This is a genomic window from Cytobacillus sp., assembly GCF_032154635.1.
Taxonomy (GTDB): Bacteria; Bacillota; Bacilli; order Bacillales; family Cytobacillaceae; genus Cytobacillus.
Window position 1 is genome coordinate 117,263 of the sequence record NZ_JALDXW010000012.1, and the last position, 17,510, is coordinate 134,772.

Below are 17,510 nucleotides of genomic sequence, written 5' to 3' on the forward strand. Positions count from 1 at the left end.
AGGAGGTAAATGTGACAATTTTATAAAAAAAAAGCGCGTAATGCCATTCCTGGAATTACACGCCTTTTAAATATTTTAGTTAGCCAGCTTCTCACGAAGAACCATTTGCAGGATACCGCCATGACGGTAATAATCAATTTCAACTTCTGAATCAAAGCGTACAAGTACTTCAAATGATTTCGTATTTCCATCTTCATCAGTTGCTGTTACTTGAACTAGATCACGAGGTCTTACGTTTTCATCGATTTGAACATCAATTGTTTCTTTTCCAGTTAGACCAAGTGTTTCTGCACTTTCTCCATCTTTAAATTGAAGTGGAAGAACACCCATTAACACAAGGTTTGAACGGTGAATACGCTCATAGCTTTCAGCAATAACGGTTTTGATGCCTAAAAGGTTCGTTCCTTTTGCTGCCCAGTCACGCGAAGATCCCATTCCATAATCTTTACCAGCTAGAACCACAAGGCCCGTGCCATCTTCTTTGTACTTCATGCAAGCGTCATAAATAGAAGTAACTTCGCCAGTTGGCCAATAAGTTGTGAATCCGCCTTCTGTTCCAGGTGCAATTTGATTGCGGATACGGATATTAGCAAATGTTCCACGCATCATCACTTCATGATTGCCACGACGGGATCCGTAAGAGTTAAAGTCACGAACTTCGACACCGTTCTCACGAAGATATTTTCCAGCAGGTGTATCTTTTCCAATTGCACCAGCAGGAGAGATATGGTCTGTAGTGACAGAATCGCCAAACTTTCCAACAACACGCAAGCCATTTAAAGGTTTTACTTCGTCTGGATCAGGCTTTAAGCCTTCAAAGAACGGTGGATTCTGAATATAAGTTGATGTTTCATCAAAAGTGTATAATGGGTCATTGCTTGTTTGGATTTTGTTCCAAAGTGCATTGTCACCAAATACATTTTCGTATTCTGAACGGAATAATTCAGGTGTAACTGTACGTTTCACTACTTCATTAATTTCGGCAGATGTTGGCCAAATATCTTTAAAGAAAACATCATTTCCATCTTTATCTTTACCGATTGCTTCATTTTGAAGATCGATGTCTACTGTACCTGCAAGTGCATATGCAACTACAAGTGGCGGTGATGCCAAGTAGTTCGCTTTTACAAGCGGATGGATACGTCCTTCAAAGTTACGGTTACCTGAAAGAACCGATGTAACAAGAAGGTCGCTTTCTGCAACTGCTTTTTCAATCTCTTCTTTTAATGGACCAGAGTTACCTATACATGTTGTACATCCATAACCAACAAGATTAAAACCAAGCTGATCAAGATATGGAAGAAGTCCAGAATCACGCAAGTATCCAGTTACTACTTTTGATCCAGGTGCTAAAGAAGTTTTTACAAACTTTGGCACTTCCATGCCAAGCTCAACTGCTTTTTTCGCCACTAAGCCAGCACCTACTAATACATATGGATTAGAAGTATTCGTACAGCTTGTAATTGCAGCAATCGCAACAGCACCAGTTTTCATAGTAGTTGAATCGCCATTGTTGAAGTTAACTGTTACTTCTTTTTCTATCTCTTTCTCATCTAAACCAAAACCTTGGTTTCCTTGAGGTGCTGTAATTGCTTTATTGAATTCCTTCTTCATTGCTGATAGTGGAATTAAATCTTGTGGACGCTTTGGTCCTGAAAGGTTTGCTTCAATTTCAGCAAGGTTAATTTCAACTACATTTGTATATACAGGCTCGAATGACGGATCGAAGAATAATCCATTTTCTTTGCTGTATGTTTCAACCACTTTAATTTGTTCTTCAGAACGGCCAGTAAGGCGCATATATTCAAGAGATTCATCATCAACAGGGAAAAATCCGCATGTAGCACCGTATTCTGGCGCCATATTTGCAATCGTTGCACGGTCTGCAAGCGGCAATGCTGGAACACCAGGACCAAAGAATTCAACAAACTTGCCAACAACTCCATGAGCACGAAGCACTTGTGTGACTTTTAAAGCAAGGTCAGTAGCTGTTGCTCCATCTGGAAGTTCTCCTGTTAATTTCACTCCAATAACTTCAGGAACAGGGAAATAAGAAGGCTGTCCAAGCATTCCTGCTTCTGCTTCGATCCCGCCTACGCCCCAGCCAAGTACACCAATTCCATTTATCATTGTGGTATGAGAATCCGTACCAACTAATGTATCAGGGAATGCTTCAAATTCGCCATCTTCATTTTCAATTGCATGAACGACATTTGCAAGATACTCTAAGTTTACTTGGTGAACAATTCCTGTTGCTGGCGGAACAGCGCGATAATTGTCGAATGCCTTTTGTGCCCAGCTAAGGAATTGATAACGCTCTGCATTCCGTTCGAATTCAAGCTCCATATTCAAATCAAGCGCTTCTGCAGTTCCAAACTTATCCACCTGTACAGAGTGATCAATAACAAGATCAACTGGCTTTAGAGGGTTGATTTTATCCGGATCTCCACCCATATCTGCCATTGCTTTACGTAAAGATGCTAAGTCTACAACCGCAGGAACACCTGTAAAGTCTTGAAGAATAACACGTGAAGGTTTGAAAGGAACGTCTACTTCTTTTACTTCGCTAGTTCCCCATTTTGCTAAGTTTTCCACATGCTCTTTCGTAATCACACGTCCGTCATATTGACGTAATACAGATTCTAGTAATACTTTAATCGAATAAGGTAATTTAGAAACATTTCCTACACCAGCTTTTTCAAGAGCGTTTAAAGCGTAATAGTTATAATGCTTCCCGTCTAATTCAAATGACTTACGGGCTTTAAATACATCATTTTTTGCCATGGGTATATCCCCCTTTTACAAATTTACAATTAAATAAATAATGGAAGTTGTCGAAAAGTTGGAATTTTCATCTATACTAACTTTTCTCACAATTCTTATCTTAATACAACCTTCTTTATATGTAAATAACAAGAAAGTTATTGGTTTCGATAAGTATTACTTATATCAAAAATCAAATTGAACTATTTTATATTAAAAAGGGGGAATTGATTGGATTAGAAATTTATTTAATTTTTAAAAATACCTCATTAAATTATTCTAAAAAAATAATTCTTCCACTCCTTAGGGCTGCTCATTTGAAGCTATACATAATTTTACAAAAAAAAACAAAGACTAATATATGGAGGTGACGTAAATGGCAAAGAACAGGAGAGCAAAACATGTCATACCTGGAATGAATCAAGCAAAAGGACAAGGAATGGGTGCGGGTTTTAACGAGGAATTTGCCAACGAACCGCTGACGGAAAAACAAAAACAAAACAATAAAAAGAGGAAGAAAAATCAATAATCGTAATGGGAGGTGGAAAGACATCTGCTTCCCTATTTATTTACATTAAGTGGAATAACCCGGACTAAATGCCGGGCATTTAAATTGATTTAAGTAATTTATACTTACAATTTAGTCGTTTTTGTTTACAAATCAATCGATATTATTCTATTTCATTAACCTCACGAACCATTGTGCTTAAATCCTGTTGAAATTTTTGCAGTTGGGCCCGTTGTGTTTCTGATGCAACTTCAAGAGCATTTTCAATTTGCTCAAAGGCTTCATTCACTTCTTGCTTTAAATGCTTTAACTGATGGCCGTAGCTAGCAGTATCTCTAATAATTTCATTGTATAATTCTTCAGCATCCTCGACCCCCTGCTGAGCTGCTTGGAATGCTTGCTGTTTGTTTTTATGGTAAGGCATAATCTAATCACTCCTTCTTCATTTTGTACAATTAAATTGTGCAGTCCAATTAAAAAATATTCCGCATAAATTCCTATTTACATTCCATCCTATTGATTAGGAGGGATAAAGCAATGAATAAGAACGATGGCAAGGATATGCGAAAAAATGCACCAAAAGGGCCTAACTCAGGACAGCCAGAACCACTAAGCGGATCTAAAAAAGTAAAGAACCGAAATCATACGAGACAAAAACATAACAGCAATCACGACATGTAGAGATATTATTAAAAAAACAGCTGTCGCTCATCGCTTCAGCTGTTAACCTTATCTATATCAACGTTAATGTATGAAGAAGATAGTCTTCCTCCTCCTTCGTAACAGCTCTTAAATCGATTAGAACCTCTTCCTTATGAATTCTAACTATAATTCCAGGTAAACAACCGATTCTGAGCTTCCTTGCGAGCTGGTCCGCACCCATTTTCCTATGTTTAATAACAGCAACATAAGTAGGGAGCTCAACATCTGGCATCGTGCCTCCGCCTACTTGTCCGATGCTTTCCTTTAAAATTGCATCGTACTGATCAGTGCAGCTTAGAAGCTTACTGATAAAGGCTTGTGTTCGTCTTCCCAGTTCTTCCTTTGTAGTTAATAAATCTCTAATCACAGGAATATTTTTCATCCCTGCTTCCCCTTTTAAATAGTCAATTAATGTGCCTTCCAATGCAGCAAGAGTCATTTTGTCCACTCGCAAAACCCTTGCAAGCTGGTGCTTCTTTAACTGATCAATTAATTCCTTTTTTCCGGCAATGATTCCTGCCTGCGGACCGCCAAGTAATTTATCACCACTAAAGGAAACGAGATCCGCACCCTTTCGCAGCACTTCCTTGACTGCTGGCTCATCACCAATTCCTTTCTCTTCAAAATTAAAAAGCGCCCCGCTGCCTAAATCCTCGTAAAAGAGGATATTTCGTTCCCCCGCAAGCGATGCCAATTCCTCTGTTTCTACTGTCTTTGTAAATCCAATCACTTTAAAATTGCTAGTATGAACTTTTAAAACCATAGCCGTTTGATCAGTAATCGCACGCTCATAATCTGCAAGATGTGTTTTATTTGTAGTACCTACTTCAACGAGATCCGCACCGCTTTCTTCCATTATAGAAGAGATTCGAAAAGAGCCGCCGATTTCAACAAGCTGTCCTCTTGATACAATAACTTGACGCTTATTTGCCAGCGCCTTTAGTATGAGGTAGACCGCTGCCGCATTATTATTCACAACCATAGCTGCCTCTGCACCCGTTAGTTCTTTCAACAGTCCTTCAATATGACTATGTCTTGAGCCCCGCTCACCTTCTTCTAGCTTATATTCTAAATTGGAATAATGTAAGGCTGTTTCAAGCACATGTTTTACAGCATGTTCACTCAGTCTGGCACGTCCAAGATTTGTATGCAGAATGGTCCCTGTCGCATTAATTACTCGTTTAATCGTATAGCTATACTGCTTATCTACATGCTCCTCCAAACGCTGAAACAGCAAATCCACAAATTGCTGACTGCCTGAATCTGATCCATGCCATTTTTCATTAATAATTTCAGTACGTACATCTTCAAGTACTTTTTTTATTTCATTCGTCATATGTATTGAATCAATCCCGCTCTTCTCCATCAAAAGGGCAAAACGCGAATCCTTTTGGAGCTCATGAACAGGGGGTATATTTCTTAGTAACTGCTTCAACTTAATCCCCTCCTTTTCTTGCAAATTCATTATATACCATTTTCTCCTTAAGTCTAAAGGAAGTCTGATGGTTATTAGTTTACATAATATTTTTATATAAAACAAACCATCTCTATTATATAGAGATGGTTTGTTAAAAGGCTATGCTTTCATTTTTTCGATCACTTCTTGCGCTTTCGGAAATAAGCCTGTTTCATCTTTAGAATAAATTTTTTCCCCATTGACAGTCACTTCGAAAACCCCGCCAGAGCTAGGGACCAATTCCATTTTCTTAATATTTGTTCGAAAATGTGTGAATAACTCTTCTGCGAAACTCGCAGCTTTCGGTGCATAATTTCATTGCATACAAAATTCGATTTTAACTTCGTAGGTTTTCATATTATAGTACCTCCAAGTATAAATTCTCGAAACATTCATATTTTTCCACTTCTATTGTAGTATAAATGCAGTTTTTCTACAAATATTGAAATACAATCAAGTGATTTTACTCAGTAATAGAGGTATACTGATGGTTGGAGGTGGTATCAGTGAGTGAACAAGAAAAAATTCGTTTAACTTCATTGTCAACAAAAGCTGGCTGAGGCTGCAAAATTGGTCCTGAGGACTTGTCGCAAGTTTTGCGACTGCTGCCGAAACAAGATCCAGTTCCAGAATTGCTTGTCGGTCATGAAACAAGCGACGATGCTGGTGTGTATCAATTAACAGAATCAATTGCATTAATACAAACAATCGATTACTTTACTCCGATCGTTGATGATCCATATATGTTTGGTCAAATTGCTGCTGCAAATGCACTAAGTGATGTCTATGCAATGGGAGGACAGCCAAAAACAGTGCTAAATATTGTTGGCTATCCTGTTAAAAAGCTAGGCCCTGACATGTTAGCAGAAATACTAAGAGGTGCCGCTGACAAAGTGAAAGAAGCAGGTGCAATAACAGTAGGAGGACATTCCGTTGATGATCAAGAGCCGAAGTTTGGCTTATCTGTTACTGGCATTGTTCATCCAGACCATGTTTGGAAAAATGTCGGTGCTAAACCAGGTGACGTACTTGTTTTAACAAAGCCAATTGGTGTAGGTATCATGACAACTGGCATTAAACGAGGAGTCGTGACGACTGATCAAGAAAAAGAAGTTACTGACACGATGGCTTCGCTGAATAAAACAGCTGCTGAACTTTTAACTTCCTTCACACCTCATGCCGTTACCGATGTGACTGGTTTTGGATTACTTGGCCATGGAAGCGAAATGGCACGAGGAAGTAATGTAAGCTTTGAAATAGAATATAACCGTGTCCCAATTCTTGATGGTACATATGAACTTGCAGTGCAAGGAGTCATTCCTGGTGGCTCGAAAGCAAACTATCAATGGCTTGCAGATGACGTTGATTATGGATCAGCTACGCCTGATGAACAGTACATTCTTTGCGATGCAATTACTTCAGGGGGATTGCTTGTTGCTATGAGCAAGGAAAAGGCAGATCAATATGTTCAACAATTACATGATGCTGGGCAGCAATGTGCATCTATTATCGGGAGAGTATCGGAAAAACGTGAAAAACTCATTTATGTCAGAAAGTGAAACTTCAATTATGGGGGCCTTCATCCCCCACATTCATTTACTGTTCACTCAACTTCTGCAGTTGGGATTTTTCAGTCCGCTAATCTGCGAGAAAGCGAAGGTGTTTTATGGATGTTCATGCATACTTAAATCGAATTTCTGTTAAAAAGGAAAATCAGTTAACATTAGAATACCTTGCAAGACTCCAGAATAATCACATGAAAAAAATTCCATTTGAAAATTTAGATGTCACACGTAAAGTGGAAATTAAATTAATAATTGACCAGTTTTATAAAAAGATTATGGGAAATGGACGTGGAGGATTCTGTTATGAGCTTAACGGTCTATTCGAACAGCTCTTATCAAATCTTGGCTATCGTTCTCACCTCATTGCTTGCACCGTAAAAAAGCCTCAAGGATGGGCAAAGGCTGATACACATGCTGCGATCATCGTTAACATAGACCAGCCTTACCTTGTAGACGTTGGTTTCGGGGACTCTGTACGACAGCCAATGCCGTTAACTGGAGAGGAACGAACGGATGTAAGCGGAACATATCGAGTAATTGAAACTAGTCAAGGTTCATTTGATTTACAACGTTTTGACGAGAATCAATGGAAGACACTTTATCGATTTACAACCGCTGTTAAAAATATTGAAGATTTTGCAGAAGGATGTTTATATAATCAAACGTCTCCAGACTCTACTTTCACCCACGGCGATATTGTTACAATCGCGACAGCTGACGGCCGAATAACTTTATCTGCCTTAACCGTTACGCAAACGAGAAATGGGCACAAGGAAAAATGGGAGCTTTCAGAAGAAGAAAAAATAAAGTTTCTTGAAGAATATTTTCATCTAAAAGTCTAATTTCAATTGTTGCCGTTCTTGCTGTAGCAATCGGCTTAAAACTTATTGAGAAATTCTATATAAGCTTGAGATATTTTCTCAAGCTTATAAGTTTTTCATTCACCGGCTCACATACCTCATGTACTTGTGATACTGTTACCGACCGTTAAGTACATGGAGAATTTGTTTTCTACATATTATTACATTTTCTTTCAAATGGATTTTCTAAACAAATATAAACCAAAGCCTAAAGTATCTCTCCCCCACTTCAAGTAGGTTGTTCTCCAACTTCGAATTCTTTTTAGCATTGCCTCTCGATCTGGATCATTGGGATTTTCTTGACAATAATTTTCAATTGATGAAGAATAAAGCCATTCATATTCATCCCATTCATCATCGTTTGAAACATATGACCATAAAGGAACTAAACCTACATCCTCACCAGCCATCACATTTTCTGCATGTGATTTTAGTTCAGACTCATCCGCTCCTCCGAGTTCTGCTAAATATTCTTTACTAGGAGGCTGTTTCCAATAACCTTCACCGATTAGGATATGTCCATTTTTTTTGACTAATCTATACAATGTTTCTAATGTTGATTCTAGCCCACCTAATGCATGTGTTGATCCAATACAAATCCCTAAATCATATCCTTCTTCTACACATTTACCTACTGCAGTACTAGCATCCTCCACAATAAATTCTATCCGGTCATCAGGAATTCTACCTTTTGCATTCCTACTTGCTTCCTTAATTGCACCTTCATACAATTCTATCCCTGTTGCCGTTACATGATATTTTTCAATTAGACGAATAATTAGTTCACATTTTCCTGAACCAATATCAATAACCTTCCCATGGGAATTCAGTGGTAGCATTTCTAGTATTTTCATCATTTTTCCTTCACTAATTGGATTACTGAACGCATGATCACGGTGGGCAATGGCTGAAAACTTATTTCTATCCAAATTTAACAACTCCTTATAGCTAATTTCCCCTCATTCTAATTACCAAATTTTATTTATTTTTTATGTAATTCATTTTCAGTGAATAAACAATAACTTGCAACTCAAGTAAATAATTGATTGAACAATGAAAAATATGTATCTAATACTTCACAAAATTAGTAGTCTTGCCAAATACAATAGCATTAGTACGCAATAGTCAGTAGCTGAAATCTCCCAGATACTTTCGCTTCAATCAAATAAAAATACAAAAACAGGAAAAGACATCCTGTTTTTTCCTGTTTCAGGTTAAGCGCTTATTGGACAAATCCCTCCATTATTTTATATTCCTCGTTGCGAGTAATGCTGGATGACATTTCCTGCATTAAATTGCTCAGTTATATATTGAACAGTCTTTTGTAAATCTAATTTCCTACTACAAGTAAAAACATCTATTGCTGCATAACCATACTCTGGCCACGTATGAATCGTTACATGTGAGTCTTGGATAATTACTACACCGCTAACCCCGTAAGGTAAAAAACGTTGAAATTTTTCGGTCACAATCATTGCCTTATCTTGATACGCAGCTTTACACATAATGGTTTTAATTTCCTGCACGTCATTGAGTAATGAAGCATTGCAATCGTGCAACTCTAATAAAATATGATGACCTGCTGGATGTTGTGATTGTGTCTTTTGTACAGTTCTCTTAATTTGAGAAAACTTTTTATTTTTGCAACTCGGACAACCCATGGACTGGAGTTGAGCAATCGTGGTGAATGGATAGCCATGGCCGATTGTAAGTGCGTGCTGACAATGGGTGCATTGATATACGACGGATTTCCGCTCAATTTCTCCTGTGTAAATTGGTCGCGTAAACTTAAGCTGCCTAGGTATGCAAGCAGTCATTTGATCCGTAGTTTGCAATACGAATAATTGGCTTTTAGCACCTAAAATCTGTGCACCTTCATAGGTGTTAATATCATTTTTAATACTGTCAATAACGAAGCCCATAGCATTTAATCTTTGCTGTAGTTGCCACTGCTTTGGATAGCTACGCTTTGCATAAGAAAAAAACACATGTCGCATTGCTTCTGGCTTTAGTGCGTTAATCGTACGTGATAAAAAAAGCTGTGCACCAATCAAGGTATATGGTGTATCTGTGAAAACGCAATCAAACTGTAGGGCATATATTTTAGGTAAAGGCTCCTGTACATTGTAATAATCTGTTTTAATCTGAAGCTCATATTCCTTAGCTATTTTGCTAATTAAATATAAAATTCGCCTATCAATATCTAACACTACGATTTGAGTTGTGGAATTTGGAGCGATTTTCTTTAGCAAAAACGCTAATGCAATACTGATGAAATCGTCATCGCCTAAACACAATATACGCTTATTGAATAACATATTATATTCTAGTGCAAGTAATGCTCGTTTGAAAGCTGTCTCAACTGTACATTTTGCTTGATCAATTGTAACATCTGCTGTGGGTCTAGCATCAAAAATAGCGCTTAATTTACTAATAGTTTCTGTCATCCACTCCCGACGGAATGATTCATCAGTCGTCAATTGCAGGTAGAGTTGAATATTAACTCCAGATAGCTGAAAATATTGTTCGATCGCTAGCTGTCCCTTTTTCGTTAAGCTATGTTTGCCCCACCCCCGCTTGGCAAATTCTTTTTTCATTGCCGAAACGATAGGTATTGGTAAGTCTGTTATATTAGCTAAGGATTTAGTTGTGCAATTTTTATGGAAATATAAAGCTAGAAGGGCTTTTTCTAGTGTATGATAATGTTCTTCAAGCTGCATAGCAGCTGCAATTTCTTGTAATTGTTGTCGCATTGTAGATTCGTCCTCTCAATTTTAATAAGTAAATAAATTAAAATTGTCTAAATCAACGAATAGAAAAAGCGCGACTAAAATTAGTCGCGCTACAATGTTTAAGGCTAACTAATTCTAATCTTGCTATTTTGCGCATAACAAATAACACCGCAGAAGGTGGTTTGTTCGACAAAATAAGCTATTACGTTAATTTAGATTAGAATCCTACATTCGACAAACAGTTCACCCTTTAATAAAAATAATACTTATATTATATTATATTATAGGGATAATAGCATTGCAATTTTTTGGTAAGTCCTCACTTGATCGTGCAACATTTGCTTGAAAACGAATACAATTAAAGTTATAAAACGGTTCAGCCTACATCTTTAATGATGCAAAAAACAATTACGATAACAATATCCAGTTGAAGTAATTTTAACATCTTACATATTTACGTTTGAAACCTAACTTCCCTCTTTCAATTTCTTTTTGAATACTTTCGTAAGCGTTAAGGAAACTGCTTTTTTTCTTTTCTCGTTTGACTTCTACTATGCCTACCTCTTTTGCGGTCTCGACTGCCTTTTCATGTAGCGGTAAATAAGAGACTCCCACGGTGTATAGAAAATTATTCATGGCGGATTTCGTACGTTCTGGAGAATGGTGAATCGAATCTTTCACAATATCCAACATACTGGAAATCTTACTTTCAGAAAACTCATTGTCCTTACGATTTCCTAAAAGCCAGCAGTAGCAACTCCATCCCCCTGACATTCTCAACTCATTCCCGCTCGCAATCCACTTATCTGAAACATCTTGAGCAATATCTGACTCTGATAAAGTTACTGCCACCACATAATCGGACAGCATATAAAAGTACGCTCCATCCATCCAACGGTCAAAATCCGCTTCGGTCATCGCTTGAGGGTCCGCAATAATTCCTGCAAAGTACATGGCATCGTAATTACCTGTGGCATAAAGCTCTTCAGCTAAAGATTGATTTATTTTTATTTTCTTTGCAATAGGTTTCATTGCACCTGTCGCCACTCCAAAAAGAGGCTCGCGCGCACCATTGGATACGTATATTTTTTTAGTTCGTTCCTTGCCGAGGGCTTCAAGCTCTTCCATAACTGTTTTGAAATCCATAGTTTTGTACTTCCTTCCTTATTACTAAGTAATAATTATAAAATTAGCCATTTTTCTTATATCCTTCTTCCCTGCTTCTCTATTTTATCATTTAGCAATGGAACAGTTCACTTATTTTCAATAATCCAACACTTTATTGGACTAGAGCCAACATTTTCAAATATCCTCCATGCTATAATATAATAAGATTCAATTTTTTGGGGGAATTAAGATTGAGAAGCGACCACAAAATGATGGAGTTAATTTTTAGGATCGCCAAAAACAATGAAAGAATTAGGGTAGTAACCCTAGAGGGGTCTAGAACCAATAAAAATGTACCCATAGATCCATTTCAAGACTATGATATTTCATATTTTGTAACCGATATTGATTCATTTAAAGCTTCCGACGAATGGTTAAACCCATTTGGAAGAAGAATAATGATGCAAAAGCCAGAAGATATGGAGCTATTCCCTTCTGAACTCGGCAATTGGTTTTCCTATTTAATATTGCTTGAAGATAATAATAAAGTCGACTTAACTCTAATTCCGATAGAAGAACTGGAACAGTACTTTTTACATAGTGATGGATTGGTAGACGTTTTGCTGGACAAGGATTCTATCATAAAGGATAAAAAAGAACCTACCGACAGAAAATACCATATAAAAAAACCGTCAGCTAGAGAATTTGATGATTGCTGTAATGAGTTTTGGATGGTCTCAACATATGTTATTAAAGGGTTAGCACGGAAGGAAATCCTTTTTGCTCTCGATCATTTAACTGAAATGGCAAGACCTAATCTTTTACGAATGATGGCTTGGGATATTGGGATAGAAACTAATTTCTCATTAAGCGTCGGTAAGAATTACAAATATATCCAAAAGTATTTAGACAAAAATGATTGGGATCATTTGCTCCATACATTTGCTTGTAACAATTATGAAAATACGTGGCAATCATGATTTAATTGTTATGATCTTTTTAGAAAATATTCCAATCTAGTTGCAGATAAGCTAAATTACGACTATCCAATATACGATGAACAAATAACAAATTATACACAAAAAATTTATGATTCATTATTTTTGTCTAAGGAGAGAAAGAGAAACTGAATCGCCATATGATTTCAACTCCTTCACAGAATTAACTTTCAGCAAACACTTTGGTTTTATCAACTTTCTATTAACTCAATCAGGCAGGATTAAATATAAAAAGGACAGCTGGTCATAGCTGTCCTTCCTTGTTTACTTGCCTAGTTTTTCTAACATATCAGCGGTCATTTTTGCTAAATCATATTCCGCTTTAAATCCCCACTCTTCTTTGGCTGCACTCGCATCAATTGAATTTGGCCAGCTATCGGCAATTTTTTGACGAACAGGATCGACATTGTAGTTTATTTCAAACCTTGGAATATGCATGCGGATTTCCGCTGCAATTTCTTCTGGGTCAAAGCTCATTGCCGTCACATTAAATGAATTTCTGTGTACTAATTTCGATGCATCAGCTTCCATTAATTCGACAATTGCATTTAATGCGTCAGGCATATACATCATATCCATATATGTTCCTTTATCAATATAAGAAGTATATCGTCCATTTTTGATCGCTTCATAATAGATTTCTACCGCATAGTCTGTAGTCCCGCCTCCAGGAGGAGTTACATACGAAATCAAGCCAGGGAATCTTAATCCTCTCGTATCTACACCAAATTTATGATAGTAATAATCAGCTAGCAGCTCACCAGCTACTTTATTTACCCCGTACATGGTTGTGGGACGCTGAATGGTGTCTTGTGGTGTAAGATCCTTTGGAGTAGACGGGCCAAATGCACCAATCGAACTAGGAGTAAAAAATTTACAATTTAATTCTCTTGCCGTTTCTAACGCATTCATAAGTCCACCCATATTTAAATTCCAAGCGAATACTGGATTTGCCTCTGCAGTCGCAGAAAGTAATGCCGCCATATGAATAACTGTATCAACATTATATTTTTTTGCTACTTCAATCATTGTTTTTGAGTCTGTTACATCTACCACTTCAAAAGGTCCCGACTGTGCCGCTTCAGATTCATTTTTTCGAATATCGGTTGCAATTACATTATCAGTACCATAAATATCTCTTAGCTTAACAGTTAATTCAGACCCAATTTGCCCTAACGCACCTGTAATAAAGATCTTTTTCATTGGTTGCCTCCATCTCTTCCCTTTTCGAATGTGTTCTCTATCTAGGGAACGGCCATTTTTAGATAATGCCCATTTCCTTTCCAACCTTTTCATAAATGGCGATTGCTTGATCAAGCATTTCTTTTGTATGTGCAGCCGAAGGCATATTTCTTACTCGACCAGTTCCTCTTGGTACAGTTGGGAATACGATTGACTTCGCATAAACTCCCTCTTCATTCAGCTTTTTACTGAACTCTTGTGTTTTAACCTCATCACCGATAATGCAAGGTGTAATCGGTGTTTCACTGTTCCCGATATCAAACCCTAATTCCTTTAATCCCGCTTTTAAATAATTAGCATTATCCCATAGCTTCTCATTTAATTCTGTGCTTTCCATTAATAATTCGATTGCCTTCGTGCTAGCAGCAACATCTGCAGGTGTTAAAGAAGTAGAGAAAAGGAAAGGTCTGCTGCGAACTTTTAGCCAATCAATTAGTTCGCGTTTTCCAGCAACATAACCGCCAACAACACCAATTGCTTTAGAAAGTGTTCCGATTTGAAAATCGATTTTATCGGATAAGCCGAAATGCTTTACCGTACCGGCGCCATCACCTAAAACACCTGAACCGTGTGCATCATCAACATACGTAATAAGATCAAATTCCTCAGCAATTTCAACAATTTCAGGAAGCTTTGCGATATCTCCGTCCATTGAAAAAACCCCATCAGTGATAACCATGATTTTATTATAAAGTCCTGATTCTTTTGCTTCCTTCGCTTTCGCTCTTAAATCTTCCATGTCAGAATGGTTAACACGAATAATTTTTGCTTTTGATAAACGGCAGCCATCAATAATTGAAGCATGATTCAATTCGTCTGAAAGGATCGCATCATTTTTATCCATTACAGCTGAAATCGCTGCCATATTACAATTGAATCCTGATTGATAGGCAATTGCTGCTTCTGTATGTTTAAACTCGGCTAATTTTTCTTCAAGTTTAAGATGAATATCCAATGTTCCATTGATTGTACGAACAGCCCCAGCACCAACTCCATATTTGTTGATTGCATCAGTCGCTGCTTTTTTTAATCGTTCATCTGTTGCTAGTCCCAAATAGTTATTGGAAGAAAGATTAATTAATTCTTTTCCATTTATTTTAATCACTGGACCATTTGGGCTTTCAAGAGGGTCAATTACATTGTATAGCCCTTTGCCCCTTAAATCTTCTAAGTTCTCATTTAAAAACGCATCTAATGTTTTACTTGTCATCATTAAATCCCCCAGTTAGAAATTTTCACACTAATTGTCACCTTACAGTATACAGTTGTATTTCTGGAAAGGACATCCGCAACCTTATTATGCAAAGGATTCTTAGAATATACTTTAACATAATTTTAAACTTTGTACATACCTCATGGACAGAATAGACGGTAAAATTTTTTAGCTGCATTTCCTAGTTTGCTCATTTATTGGAAAGTAATGAGTCAGTAATTGAACGAAAAAAACCCCCTTTTTCTCATCCAAAGAAAAAGAAGGCTTCTATTATATGAAACCATCTCATTCTCATCTTTCAGATGTTTAAAGCATCTGCAGGAATTGGCACAGTGTTCATTTAAGAACCTGCTGCCGAGACTTCATTGGGCCTGTCCCTCGGTCTCTCTGGATAAGAAAGTGATGTAATGCTATTCATTTATAGCTGATTCAGTATCTATTTTATTTTAATTATCATAAAAGTCAAGCGATTCAATAAGTTTAAGTTTAAATTTTGCTCATCTGTTCTTATTTCCAAACTTCTTCATATAAATATACTGTTGCCACAAGTAGGACATCCTTTTTGTTTTTATCTATTTTAAAAATTATTTTATTATATTCATTTTTTATTTATATTAATTATAAATAAGTATTGATTTTTTGTTGAGAAGTGTTATCATTGTATGCAGGAAGCTTTAATTACTTAATTTATATGAGGTGAAAATGAAATGACCACTAACAACAATCTAACTACAAGCTGGGGTGCACCCGTTGGTGACAACCAAAACTCAATGACTGCGGGTTCTCGAGGACCTACATTAATTCAAGATGTGCATTTACTTGAAAAATTAGCTCACTTCAACCGAGAACGTGTGCCAGAGCGTGTGGTTCACGCAAAAGGTGCAGGTGCTCACGGATATTTCGAAGTAACAAACGATCTGACGAAATATACAAAGGCAGACTTTTTATCAGAGGTAGGCAAACGCACGCCTATGTTTATCCGCTTCTCTACTGTTGCTGGTGAACTTGGCTCAGCAGATACTGTTCGGGATCCACGTGGATTTGCTGTAAAGTTTTATACAGAAGAAGGAAATTATGACCTTGTTGGAAACAATACACCCATTTTCTTCATTCGCGATGCGATTAAATTCCCTGATTTTATTCATACACAGAAGAGAGATCCTAAAACTCATTTGAAAAACCCTACTGCTGTTTGGGATTTCTGGTCATTATCTCCTGAATCCCTGCATCAAGTAACATACTTAATGGGAGACCGCGGAATCCCAGCAACATTACGACATATGAATGGGTACGGAAGTCATACATTTAAATGGACGAACAAAGACGGCGATAGTGTTTGGGTAAAGTATCACTTTATTGCTGATCAAGGTGTGAAAAATATGGATGTAAACCTTGCCGCAAAACTGGCAGGTGAAAATCCCGATTATCATACAGAGGATTTATTCAACGCGATTGAAAATGGTGATTATCCTTCTTGGACCTTGAAAGTTCAGATCATGCCGCTCGAAGATGCAAACACTTACCGCTTTGATCCATTTGATGTAACAAAGGTTTGGTCCCATAAAGATTATCCATTAATTGAAGTAGGAAAAATGGTTTTAAATAAAAATCCAGAAAACTATTTCGCAGAAGTAGAACAAGCAACATTCTCACCGGGCACTCTTGTTCCTGGAATCGATGTTTCACCGGACAAAATGCTGCAAGGCCGTTTATTTGCTTATCATGATGCGCATCGTTACCGTGTTGGAGCAAACCACCAAGCATTGCCAATTAACCGTCCAAGAAATGAAGTGAAGAATTACCAGCGTGATGGACAAATGCGTTTTGATAATAACGGCGGCGGTTCTGTCTACTACGAACCAAACAGCTTTGGCGGACCAACTGAAGTGCCTGAGCATAAGCAAGCAGCGTTCCCTGTAACTGGAATTGCTGATAGCGTTGCCTATGATCACAACGATCATTACACTCAGCCAGGAGACCTTTACCGCCTAATGTCGGAAGAAGAACGTACCCGATTAGTTGCCAACATAGTCGCAGCTATGAAGCCTGTTGAATTAGAAGAAATTAAGCTTCGCCAAATCCAGCACTTCTACAAAGCAGATCCAGAATATGGGACTCGTATTGCAGAAGGACTAGGATTAAAGGTTCCTCAAGAGGTAAAATAGTAGATTCATATAAAAAGGCATCCGTTTATTCTAATGGATGCCTTTTTGGGTTTAATACATGTTTTGGTTATTCTAGGTTTGTACATTTTTTGGGGAAAATCAGGTTTATAATCTCGTTTTAGAACACGATTTTTCTAGTTTTTGGAATTGTCGGGTTCATAAATTCTTTTTAGGGTCCAATATTTCTACTTTTTGGAAG

Annotated in this window: 14 protein-coding genes, 1 pseudogene and 1 riboswitch; of the genes and pseudogenes, 6 read left to right on the top strand and 9 right to left on the bottom strand. The window is 37.4% G+C overall.

All coding sequences use genetic code 11. The annotated features are described in order from the left end of the window. Positions 1-75: 75 nt before the first annotated feature. On the bottom strand, positions 76-2,784 hold the full coding sequence (acnA, locus tag RUH74_RS10925; RefSeq protein WP_313800332.1) for an aconitate hydratase AcnA: 2,709 nt from the start codon (positions 2,782-2,784) through the stop codon (positions 76-78). A gap of 355 nt (positions 2,785-3,139) precedes the next feature. Here acnA and sspO point away from each other — a divergent pair, with 355 nt between their 5' ends. After that, positions 3,140-3,292: a small acid-soluble spore protein O gene (gene sspO, locus RUH74_RS10930; protein WP_313800333.1), complete on the top strand. Its 153-nt coding sequence runs from the start codon at positions 3,140-3,142 to the stop codon at positions 3,290-3,292. Between the two features lie 142 nt (positions 3,293-3,434). On the opposite strand, the gene RUH74_RS10935 is transcribed toward sspO, so the two are convergent. After that, positions 3,435-3,695 (bottom strand): hypothetical protein, encoded by a 261-nt coding sequence (locus RUH74_RS10935; RefSeq protein WP_313800334.1) that lies wholly within the window; start codon positions 3,693-3,695, stop codon positions 3,435-3,437. A gap of 113 nt (positions 3,696-3,808) precedes the next feature. On the opposite strand from RUH74_RS10935, the gene RUH74_RS10940 reads away from it, so the two are divergent. Next, the gene (locus tag RUH74_RS10940) at positions 3,809-3,952 is read left to right on the top strand and encodes a small acid-soluble spore protein P (protein WP_313800335.1); all 144 of its coding nucleotides are present in this window, start codon (positions 3,809-3,811) and stop codon (positions 3,950-3,952) included. Positions 3,953-4,004: 52 nt separating this feature from the next. Here the strand turns inward: RUH74_RS10940 and selA are convergent, their stop codons facing one another. After that, complete coding sequence (gene selA / locus RUH74_RS10945) at positions 4,005-5,408, bottom strand: L-seryl-tRNA(Sec) selenium transferase (protein ID WP_313800336.1); 1,404 nt, start codon at positions 5,406-5,408, stop codon at positions 4,005-4,007. Positions 5,409-5,549: 141 nt separating this feature from the next. After that, a complete protein-coding gene (locus RUH74_RS10950) occupies positions 5,550-5,786 on the bottom strand; it encodes an Rdx family protein (RefSeq protein WP_483863903.1) in 237 nt (78 codons plus the stop codon). Positions 5,787-5,935: 149 nt separating this feature from the next. Between RUH74_RS10950 and selD the strand changes: the two genes are divergently transcribed. Both selD and RUH74_RS10960 read left to right on the top strand, forming a co-directional pair. Then, entirely contained in the window at positions 5,936-6,988 is a 1,053-nt protein-coding gene (selD, locus tag RUH74_RS10955) for a selenide, water dikinase SelD (protein WP_396229992.1), read from the top strand. Between the two features lie 107 nt (positions 6,989-7,095). Continuing rightward, entirely contained in the window at positions 7,096-7,836 is a 741-nt protein-coding gene (locus tag RUH74_RS10960) for an arylamine N-acetyltransferase family protein (RefSeq protein WP_313800337.1), read from the top strand. Between the two features lie 191 nt (positions 7,837-8,027). Here RUH74_RS10960 and RUH74_RS10965 read toward each other — a convergent pair whose 3' ends face one another. From RUH74_RS10965 to RUH74_RS10975, 3 genes are all read right to left on the bottom strand, one after another. Further along, positions 8,028-8,783 (bottom strand): SAM-dependent methyltransferase, encoded by a 756-nt coding sequence (locus RUH74_RS10965; RefSeq protein WP_313800338.1) that lies wholly within the window; start codon positions 8,781-8,783, stop codon positions 8,028-8,030. Between the two features lie 318 nt (positions 8,784-9,101). Beyond that, entirely contained in the window at positions 9,102-10,607 is a 1,506-nt protein-coding gene (gene speD / locus RUH74_RS10970) for an adenosylmethionine decarboxylase (protein ID WP_313800339.1), read from the bottom strand. Positions 10,608-11,024: 417 nt separating this feature from the next. After that, complete coding sequence (locus RUH74_RS10975) at positions 11,025-11,732, bottom strand: DNA alkylation repair protein (protein WP_313800340.1); 708 nt, start codon at positions 11,730-11,732, stop codon at positions 11,025-11,027. 212 nt (positions 11,733-11,944) lie between these two features. On the opposite strand from RUH74_RS10975, the pseudogene ant(6) reads away from it, so the two are divergent. After that, positions 11,945-12,823 (top strand): annotated as a pseudogene (ant(6), locus tag RUH74_RS10980) (aminoglycoside 6-adenylyltransferase). Positions 12,824-12,955: 132 nt separating this feature from the next. On the opposite strand, the gene RUH74_RS10985 reads toward ant(6), so the two are convergent. Beyond that, complete coding sequence (locus RUH74_RS10985; RefSeq protein ID WP_313800341.1) at positions 12,956-13,894, bottom strand: L-threonine 3-dehydrogenase; 939 nt, start codon at positions 13,892-13,894, stop codon at positions 12,956-12,958. A gap of 58 nt (positions 13,895-13,952) precedes the next feature. Then, positions 13,953-15,143, bottom strand: coding sequence for a glycine C-acetyltransferase (locus RUH74_RS10990; protein WP_313800351.1), 1,191 nt, complete (start codon positions 15,141-15,143; stop codon positions 13,953-13,955). A 291-nt stretch (positions 15,144-15,434) separates the two neighbouring features. Further along, positions 15,435-15,544, bottom strand: a riboswitch (SAM riboswitch). Between the two features lie 309 nt (positions 15,545-15,853). Here RUH74_RS10990 and katA point away from each other — a divergent pair. Beyond that, a complete protein-coding gene (katA, locus tag RUH74_RS10995) occupies positions 15,854-17,311 on the top strand; it encodes a catalase KatA (protein WP_313800342.1) in 1,458 nt (485 codons plus the stop codon). Positions 17,312-17,510 lie beyond the last annotated feature (199 nt).